The sequence below is a fragment of the Acinetobacter sp. HR7 genome (assembly GCF_000773685.1).
Lineage (GTDB): Bacteria > Pseudomonadota > Gammaproteobacteria > Pseudomonadales > Moraxellaceae > Acinetobacter > Acinetobacter thermotolerans.
Genome location: NZ_JPQO01000159.1, coordinates 1 through 8,539 on the forward strand (window position 1 = coordinate 1; position 8,539 = coordinate 8,539).

Below are 8,539 nucleotides of genomic sequence, written 5' to 3' on the forward strand. Positions count from 1 at the left end.
AATACCAGCGCACAGCCCAAAGAATGATTTCGCCCTGAAAATGCCGACCATGGAAAGGATTCATATGCTGCACCTTTAGCTAAAACAGTCTTCAACTTACCATTCGTGGTTATTTGCAACAGTGCCGTAATTCCACCCAGGAAGAATGCCAAGCCCTGGAAAGATTCTAAAATCAGTTCAATAGAACGAAATGAGTTACTTCAAACGGTTAAGCATTTAGGCAGGACATTATGGAAAAAATGGTCAGGCTATCATCGCCGCAGTTTGGTGGAAACCAAGATGCATTGCATCAAATTATTAGGCGATAAGCTGACGGCAAGACATTTTCAAAGTCAGGTCAATGAAGTTCATGCGCGTGTGGCAGTTCTGAATAGATTTACGGAATTAGGTAGACCTCACACCCAAGTTGTCACTTAAATTTGAATGGATTGGGGAAAACTCAGCTTTTGAATGTTTATGCAACAAAGCCGGTTTTAGTTATAAACTTATTCATTCAGGAATTATATTGCTGAATGAATAAGTCTAATTGATTTATTTATGCAACCCAACTATTCATTTGATTCATTTGATTCATTATTTTTAACTTGTTTTTGTTTAGAATTTTCAACTTTAGAAGCTTTTAAATTCTTTTCAAGAAATAACAAGCCGCCATCTGCATAACTAAAACTTGCGATACTAAAGAATGCACTAATTAACAGTAATTTAGTACAAAATTTATTTTTGAATAGCATGTTTATTTACTCTCATTTAATACTTGTTAGATATTCTAACTTTAAAGAATTAACACCCAGAGGACTCATAAATTACATTCTTGTAATTTTAAAATGTCTCAGGATGGTGTTTAAAGTGCGTGTGATAAATAGAAGTGTAATACAGGAAAATGGTAAGGTTTATCAGCCTAGTCATCTGTCCATTATGTAGAAAGAGCAGCACTTTAATGTTTATGCTGTTCCAATGTATTACATTCCTTACTTTCTATTTGTAACGTAATTTCAGTAATACTATGATTATGTTTTAGAACGTCTAAGGCCTTTTGATAGAGCTGATCTGGATCGCTATTAGGAGCAACCAAATGAGCAGTTAAATGAATGTTTTTTGAAGATATAGCCCAGACTTTCAACTGATGAATCCCTTCAACACCCTCTAGCATCAATAAATCATTTCTTAACGACTCAATATCAATCTCATCAGGAACCCCTTCAAGCAAAATATGGATACTTTGTTTTAATAAAACCCAAGTTCGAGGTAAAACCCAGAAGCCAATTAACACAGCGATTACGGTATCTACCCACATCCACTGGGTAAAATAAATGACCACTCCTCCGATAATCACGCCTATCGATCCCAGTGCATCACTAAGGACTTCTAAATATGCGCCTTTCACATTTAGACTTTCTTGAGCACTCGCAGAAAGGATTTTCATTGAAATCAAATTTATGACCAAACCAATGACTGCGACAATCATCATTCCAACACTTTGAATTTCAGCAGGATGCGTAAAGCGTTGGTAAGCTTCATAGACAATATATATCGCCACCACAAAAAGCATCACTGCATTAAACAGAGCCGCTAAAATTTCGAATCGCTGATAGCCAAAAGTTCTTTTATCATCTGCGGCTTTTTTACCAATTTTGATAGCAGCAAGAGCAATAGCTAATGCGGCTACATCAGTAAACATGTGAGCGGCATCAGACAGTAATGCTAAACTTTGGGTAATAAAAGCAGCGACAACTTCTACTATTAAAAAAGTAGTCGTTAAACCCAAAGCAAACATTAATTTCTTACTATTTCCTTCAGTAACAACCGCATGGCTATGATCATGATGTTCTGACATAAAATTTTCCTTATTTAATCCATGATTAGCAGAGATATTTGAGACAGACCCAATATCTCTGCTAAAAATTGCTTAATCTAATGGATTAAGAAGCTTTCTTTTCATTCATCCACCGGTACAGTACAGGCAGTAAAACCAATGTAAGCAGGGTAGAGGAGATAATTCCTCCAATGACTACAGTCGCTAAAGGTCTCTGTACTTCTGCCCCAGTCCCGGTTGCCAAAGCCATCGGAACAAACCCAAGCGAAGCAACACAAGCGGTCATCAGCACAGGTCTAAGACGCAAAATTGCACCCTGCCACGTTGCATAATAAAGGTCATATTGCTGTCGCAACTCTTTGATAAAGGTGAGCATGACTAAGCCATTCAGTACAGCCACCCCCGATAGTGCAATGAAGCCAACCCCTGCTGACATGGATAATGGAATGTCACGCAACCACAACGCGATTAAGCCTCCACATAAGGCAAACGGGACACCACTAAAGACCAGTAAGCTTTCTTTGATATTATGGAATACAGCCATCAATAAAATAAAGATCGTCAACAATGCGAGCGGAACCACCAATTGCATACGCGCTTTTGCAGACATCAGATTTTGAAATTGACCGCCATAATCTATCCAATAACCGCTTGGTAATTCCTGTTTGGATAACGTGCTCTGAAGTTCTGTTACGAATGAGCCTAAATCGCGTCCTTCTACATTTGCAGTAATAACCACCCGACGTTTACCATTTTCACGGCTGACCTGATTAATACCCAGGATATTTTCAACGCGTGCAACATCTTGCAGTTGGACTAAACCACCATTTGGCAATTGAACAGGAAGTAGCGCTAACTGCTCGGGACTACGCTGGGATTCATCTAGACGGATAACAAAATCAAAACGCTTGTCCCCCTGTAGAATGGTTCCAACATTTTGACCACCGACACTTGTCGCCACCAGATCCTGAATTGCTCTTACCGACAAGCCGTATTGTGCTGCTCTGGACTTATCAACTTCTACATTCAACAAGGGTAAGCCGCTGGTTTGCTCTACATTAACGGCTGTCGCGCCTGAAATTGATTTAATTTTCTGAGAAATCTTATTCGCTTCACGATTCAGAATTTCCATATCATCGCCAAATAACTTGACACCCACATCACTTCGCACCCCTGAAATTAACTCGTTAAAACGCAGTTCAATGGGTTGCGAGAACTCACTGTTATTTCCCGGCAATGTCGCTAAGAAAGTAATCATTCTTTGGCGAAGCTCATCAATCGTTTGTTTTGGATCAGGCCATTCATCATGAGGTTTTAACAGTACCACGCCATCTGAAATGTTGGGTGGCATGACATCTGTGGCCACTTCTGCTGTACCGGTACGGGCAAAGATTGCTTTAATTTCAGGAAATTCTTTCAACAGTAACTTTTCAGTATTTTCCTGCATTCTCAGTGACTGTTCTAACCCTGTACTTGGGGAACGCATTTGCTGAACAGCAAAATCACCTTCACCCAGTTGAGGTGCAAACTCGCTACCTGTTTGAGTAGCTAGCACACCCGTAAGCACTAAAATACAGGCAGCCACAATAGTCACAAATAAACGAAGCTCATAGGCTCTATCTAAAAGCAATTCATATTTAGTTTTAAGCCAATGCATCCAGCGACTTTCGGTTTCCTTGACTTCTCCAGTGACAAATAGGGCAACTGCGGCTGGCACAAAAGTGACAGATAAAATCATGGCCCCAATTAAAGCTAGTACAACAGTCATTGCCATAGGATGGAAAAGTTTGGCTTCTACACCCGTCAGGGTAAAGATAGGTAGATAAACCACCAAAATAATTAACTGTCCAAAAATCAGAGGACGACGCGCCTGTTTTGCAGCCAAGAAGACTTCTTTAAATCTTTCAGAACGGCTAAGTAAACCACCTTTCAGCTTCTGAGCTTCTGCTAGCCGACGGATACAGTTTTCTACAATAACCACTGCACCATCAATAATAATACCGAAGTCCAGTGCCCCTAAACTCATCAGATTTGCACTAATCTTCTGCTCTGCCATTCCCGTCAAGGTAAACAGCATTGACAGTGGAATAACGCAAGCCGTGATCAGCGCAGCACGGAAATTACCTAGAAAGAGAAATAAAATAACAATGACGAGGATTGCACCCTCAATCAAATTTTTCTGAACGGTTTTGATCGCCCGATCAACCAAATGCGTACGGTCATACACAGTCTCAATCACCACACCTTTAGGTAGCGATTGCTGGATCGATTGCACCTTTTCATCAATGGCTTGAGCAACGGTACGGCTATTTTCTCCCATCATCATCATGGCAATACCCAATACAGTTTCTTCACCATTATAGGTTGCAGCCCCTGTTCTTAAGTCATGACCAATTGAGACATTGGCGACATCTGCCACCCGAATCGGATAGCCGTTTTTATTGGCAATACTGATGTTCTGGATATCTTCAATCGTGTTTAAAGTGCCGGGAACACGAACCGTTAGCTGTTGTCCATTTTTCTCAATATAGCCAGCACCACGGTTTTCATTATTCTCTGTTAAGGCAGTTTGTAAATCAGACAAAGGAATTTGCAATTGTTGCAATCGGTTCAGATCAGGGGCAACCACATAGGTTTTATTAAAGCCACCGATACTGTTGATCTCAGCAACGCCTTTTACGCGCTGTAATTGCGGTCTTACAATCCAATCCTGAATTTCACGTAAATCCATCGCCGAATAAGGGGTTCCATCCGGCTTTTTAGCATTTGGTTCGGCTTTAATCACCCATTGATAGATTTCACCTAAACCTGTCGAAATAGGCGACATGTTAGGTTGCACATCTTCAGGCATTTCTCCCATTGCTTCTTGCAAGCGCTGGTTGATAAGCTGTCTGGCCCAGTAAATATCCGTGCCATCTTCAAAAATGATGGTCACTTGCGATAAGCCGTAGCGTGAAATCGAACGGGTTTGTTCCATTTTCGGCATGCCTGACATGGCATTCTCAATGGGATAGGTAATCCGCTGTTCCATTTCCAAAGCCGTAAAGCCATTGGCTGAAGTGTTAATCTGCACCTGAGTATTGGTAATATCCGGTACAGCATCAATCGGTAACTTTTGATAACTATAAATACCAATAGCAATCCAGGCTGCAATAAACAGCATAATCCAAATGGCGTTATGGATAGAAAACTGGATCAGCCGATCAAACAGCCCTTCAGGTTTTACCGATTCGTGGTCTGGAATGTGAGGGCTTTTAGTGCTCATGTGAAGCCTCTCCTTTTTCCATCTCAGATTTCAGTAAGAAACTGCCTTGAGCTGCATATTTTTGTCCCTGATTAAGCCCATTTACCACTTCAATCCACTGGCTATCCCCAGACGATTGCCCTAATTTCACCGGTTGCGGACTGAATTCAACTTTCTGTCCATGCTGAGTGGCGACAAAAACCACATCTTTTCCATCGACATTCTGAACTGCGGACTTAAGTACCCGTAATGCGGTACTTTCACTGCGTTGTTGCAACTGTACGTTTACCATCAAGTTTGGACGTAATTCGGTTGCATTCGATTCAACTTTTGCTCGCACCTGAAGACGGCCTGTTTGAATATCCGCTTCAGTATTTAAAGTCTGAATAACTGCCCTGTAGACCTTTTCCGTTTGCAAGGATTTAAATTCGATCTTTTGATTCGGGGCTAAGCCCATAATTTCAGAATTTGGAACAATAAACTCAAGCCAGAGTTGATCTAACCGGTCTATCGTAAAGAGTTGATCGGCTAACTGAACATTTTCCCCGAGAACCAAATCCTTTTTACTGATCACGCCAGAAATGGGAGCTTTCAAAATATAGCGTCCGTTACTGGCATTCACTGCACCAAATGCACTTAAACGTGATTGGGCCGCTTGAACCTGAATTTGTGCCCGTTTATAGCTGTTATAAGCACGTTGATAGTCCTGTTTTGCTGAAATGCCCTGTGACCAAAGCTGACGCTCACGATCATAGTCTTGTTTCGCCAGTTCAAGGTTGGTTTGTTCAATTTTAAGATTGGCCTGCTGATCAACTAGATCAGGAACAAGCAACGCAGCCAAAGGCTGTCCTTTCTGAACTTTTTGACCGAGTTCTACATAGACATTTTCTACATGACCACTAAAACTCGGTGAGACGTGCGCTTGCTGGTCAGTATTCACATTCAGTTTGGCAGGATAAGAACTTAATTTAACCACCGGGCCTTGATCGACCGCTGATAATTGTATGCCCTGTTCCACCAGTTGCTTGGCAGTCAGGCTCACACCTTCTGCATGCTCTTCGGTTTCACCACCATGTTCTTCTCCCCCTTCTTCCTCGGCATGTTCATCTGATGTTTCAGATTTATTCTTACCCGTTAAGATCAAGAAAATACTGAGGAGTACGGTAGCGCCGATGACCAAACTAATCAGTAGGGGTTGAGAGATTTTTCCGCTCTGTTTTTTTAAGCTGTTTTTAAGATCGAACATGTTAATTTCCCCCACCAATGACAGGCATGGCCTGTATGTCTTGCCATAAATTTTGATTGATTTGTGCAATAGCATCTTTCGACATGACTTCACTTGGGCTAATGCCTAAGCTTAAACTTTCTGCTTCGATGGCCTTTTGCCAGCCCTCCCGTAACAACTGGACTTTACGTAGACGGATGTCTTGTAATTGAAGCGTGGCTTGCTGAACATCGGTTAAAGCAAACTTTCCTGCCAGAAAACCTTGTAAAGTTTTACTTTGAACTTGAGTCGCCAAAGGAATTTGAGTCTCGTCAACGACTTTGAATTGAAGCTCTAAACCCTGCAACTCGGTTAAGATCGTGCCTATTTGCAGCGCATTTTGCTTTAGATAAAAGTCTTTCTGACGCTCTAATAAGTTCATTTTTTCTTGCGCGATTTTTATGCCATTTTGCTGACGATCGAAAATATTGAGCGGTACACTGACTCCAACCACCAGTTGATTTTGTGTTGAGTTATCCAAGGATTGGGTGCGGTTAACGCCCAGGTTTAAAGTAGGATTGGGACGTGACTTTGCTTTCAGCTGATCAACCGTTGCTTGAGACTCTAACACCTGTAAAATCCGATATTTCTCAATGTAGTTATCCGCTAAATATTCTTGAACCTGCCCATGAGTCGATTTTGGCCAAAGCTTTTGCGAAGAGAGGTTTACCTTCAATGACTTATCAGAGGTTCCCCATAAATTTGATAATTGTTGGGTGGCCACTTGGACTTGTAAGTCGGCCTGTCTAAAAAGACGGATATTTTCAGCATGACTTAAACGTGCGCGATTCACATCTACTTGCGCGATACCGCCCGCAGTAAAGCGCTTCTCGATCGCTTTAAGGTTTTCTTCGCTCACCCGAAGTTGTTCATTGACAATGTTTCTTTCAAGTTCGGCAATGGCCAGTTGTGACCATACATATTTCACTGCAAGCTCAATTTGCGCTTGATAAATCTTCTGCTTCAGTGCTGTTTTATCTGTAGAGAGACTGGCTAATTTTTGGTTTGCTCCTCGCTCACCAAAAATATCCAAAGGTTGTGATATACCGATGGCAAGCTCTTTTTCATTATTTGAACCAAAGCCCGTTTGTTCAACTGACAATTCAGGATTTTTAAACAGCTTACTTTGCTGAAGATTCGTGGCATTAATACTATTTTGCGTTTCCCAGAAATTTTGGGACGCTTGATATTGGTTAACCTGCTCAATAGCTTGCTGCAGCGTTAAATCTTGAGTACTGGCGACTACGGAAGTACTGAAGCTGATCATTGCAGATAGCAAGATACCGCTACCTAAGGCTGACCAGGATAAATTCAGGATGGAGGTATCCTGATGTAATTTGTTTTTTGACATGAAAATGCCCCACGCATAATGAAATTAGGAGTGGTGGGCTTTTATAAGACTACCCCACCAATAGTAGGGGCAAATCGGGAGGCGGGGTTAATTGATTCAGATAAGGGGGTTTATAAAAAGTTATTCCCAAAAAAGTTGGGGTAATGCCGGTCTCAAAATGAGTTTTAAGCTTCAAATCATCGGGTGGGTCAATCTGAATCACGATTGTATTTGAGAAATGACTGCACTTTTCGTTAAAACAAAGCTTCTGACAATAGTCATAAATTTCTTTATAGTTTTCTAAGGAATAAAGTGCTTGACGAGGACTATCACTCTTTTCGTCTAAATCGATTGGATTAGAGAGTATTGAATTGGGTATGTTTGTCATTTCATGCAGACAGGCAGCCTCTGCCACACTCCAAATATTCTGGAATGTGAATAAGAGCACCAATATCTGAATTAGAAATGTTTTTCTCTTCATACACAAATCTGTATTTAAAACACCAATAAGAAGCTGTCCAGATCTATCAAAGATCTGATCACAGAATTTGAGTAACCTTAAACTTTTTGCAGCCTAAAGTAAAGATATACAGAATTTTTGAAAAAAGCATAGGTCTAGATAATCAAGCTAGATTTTTTAAAACTCCACATTGGTCAATTGTACATAAACCATCACAAGTACCTCTTAAATCAGATAATTGTTCAATAAGCTTTTGTTGCTTGATTATATTTTCTCTGATAGCACTGACATGTAAGTCAATTAATTCATTCACATCTGAACAATTTTTCTTGGGATTATCTTTATAGGTGAGTAATTGACGAATTTCATTCAAACTCATATTTAAAGTTCGGCAATTCAAAATAAACTTAATTCGCTCAACATAGCCT

7 protein-coding genes and 1 pseudogene are annotated in these 8,539 nt (G+C 40.7%); 1 reads left to right on the top strand and 7 read right to left on the bottom strand.

All coding sequences use genetic code 11. From position 1 onward, the window contains the following. Positions 1-123: 123 nt before the first annotated feature. Positions 124-417, top strand: a pseudogene (locus GW12_RS15425) (IS5/IS1182 family transposase); the annotation flags it as partial. A 131-nt stretch (positions 418-548) separates the two neighbouring features. On the opposite strand, the gene GW12_RS07785 reads toward GW12_RS15425, so the two are convergent. The 7 genes from GW12_RS07785 to GW12_RS15430 form a co-directional block, all read right to left on the bottom strand. Further along, the gene (locus GW12_RS07785; RefSeq protein WP_004281850.1) at positions 549-731 is read right to left on the bottom strand and encodes a hypothetical protein; all 183 of its coding nucleotides are present in this window, start codon (positions 729-731) and stop codon (positions 549-551) included. A gap of 203 nt (positions 732-934) precedes the next feature. Continuing rightward, positions 935-1,834, bottom strand: coding sequence for a cation diffusion facilitator family transporter (locus tag GW12_RS07790; RefSeq protein WP_004665978.1), 900 nt, complete (start codon positions 1,832-1,834; stop codon positions 935-937). A gap of 85 nt (positions 1,835-1,919) precedes the next feature. Beyond that, positions 1,920-5,078: an efflux RND transporter permease subunit gene (locus tag GW12_RS07795; RefSeq protein ID WP_034585852.1), complete on the bottom strand. Its 3,159-nt coding sequence runs from the start codon at positions 5,076-5,078 to the stop codon at positions 1,920-1,922. Then, positions 5,068-6,303 (bottom strand): efflux RND transporter periplasmic adaptor subunit, encoded by a 1,236-nt coding sequence (locus tag GW12_RS07800; protein WP_034585854.1) that lies wholly within the window; start codon positions 6,301-6,303, stop codon positions 5,068-5,070. The genes GW12_RS07795 and GW12_RS07800 overlap by 11 nt, the downstream gene beginning before the upstream one ends. Position 6,304: 1 nt before the next feature. Beyond that, positions 6,305-7,672 carry a TolC family protein gene (locus GW12_RS07805; RefSeq protein ID WP_034585857.1) on the bottom strand — a complete coding sequence of 456 codons (1,368 nt, stop codon included), beginning with the start codon at positions 7,670-7,672 and terminating at the stop codon, positions 6,305-6,307. Between the two features lie 49 nt (positions 7,673-7,721). Then, entirely contained in the window at positions 7,722-8,132 is a 411-nt protein-coding gene (locus GW12_RS07810) for a hypothetical protein (protein ID WP_034585861.1), read from the bottom strand. A 142-nt stretch (positions 8,133-8,274) separates the two neighbouring features. After that, the coding region (locus GW12_RS15430; RefSeq protein WP_227504150.1) for a MerR family DNA-binding protein at positions 8,275-8,539 on the bottom strand (265 nt) is incomplete at its 5' end.

Excerpts from the sequence above, each read along its gene's own strand:
- GW12_RS07785 (WP_004281850.1), bottom strand. The coding sequence starts at position 731 with ATGCTATTCAAAAATAAATTTTGTACTAAATTACTGTTAATTAGTGCA.
- GW12_RS07790 (WP_004665978.1), bottom strand. The coding sequence starts at position 1,834 with ATGTCAGAACATCATGATCATAGCCATGCGGTTGTTACTGAAGGAAAT.
- GW12_RS07795 (WP_034585852.1), bottom strand. The coding sequence starts at position 5,078 with ATGAGCACTAAAAGCCCTCACATTCCAGACCACGAATCGGTAAAACCT.
- GW12_RS07800 (WP_034585854.1), bottom strand. The coding sequence starts at position 6,303 with ATGTTCGATCTTAAAAACAGCTTAAAAAAACAGAGCGGAAAAATCTCT.
- GW12_RS07805 (WP_034585857.1), bottom strand. The coding sequence starts at position 7,672 with ATGTCAAAAAACAAATTACATCAGGATACCTCCATCCTGAATTTATCC.
- GW12_RS07810 (WP_034585861.1), bottom strand. The coding sequence starts at position 8,132 with ATGAAGAGAAAAACATTTCTAATTCAGATATTGGTGCTCTTATTCACA.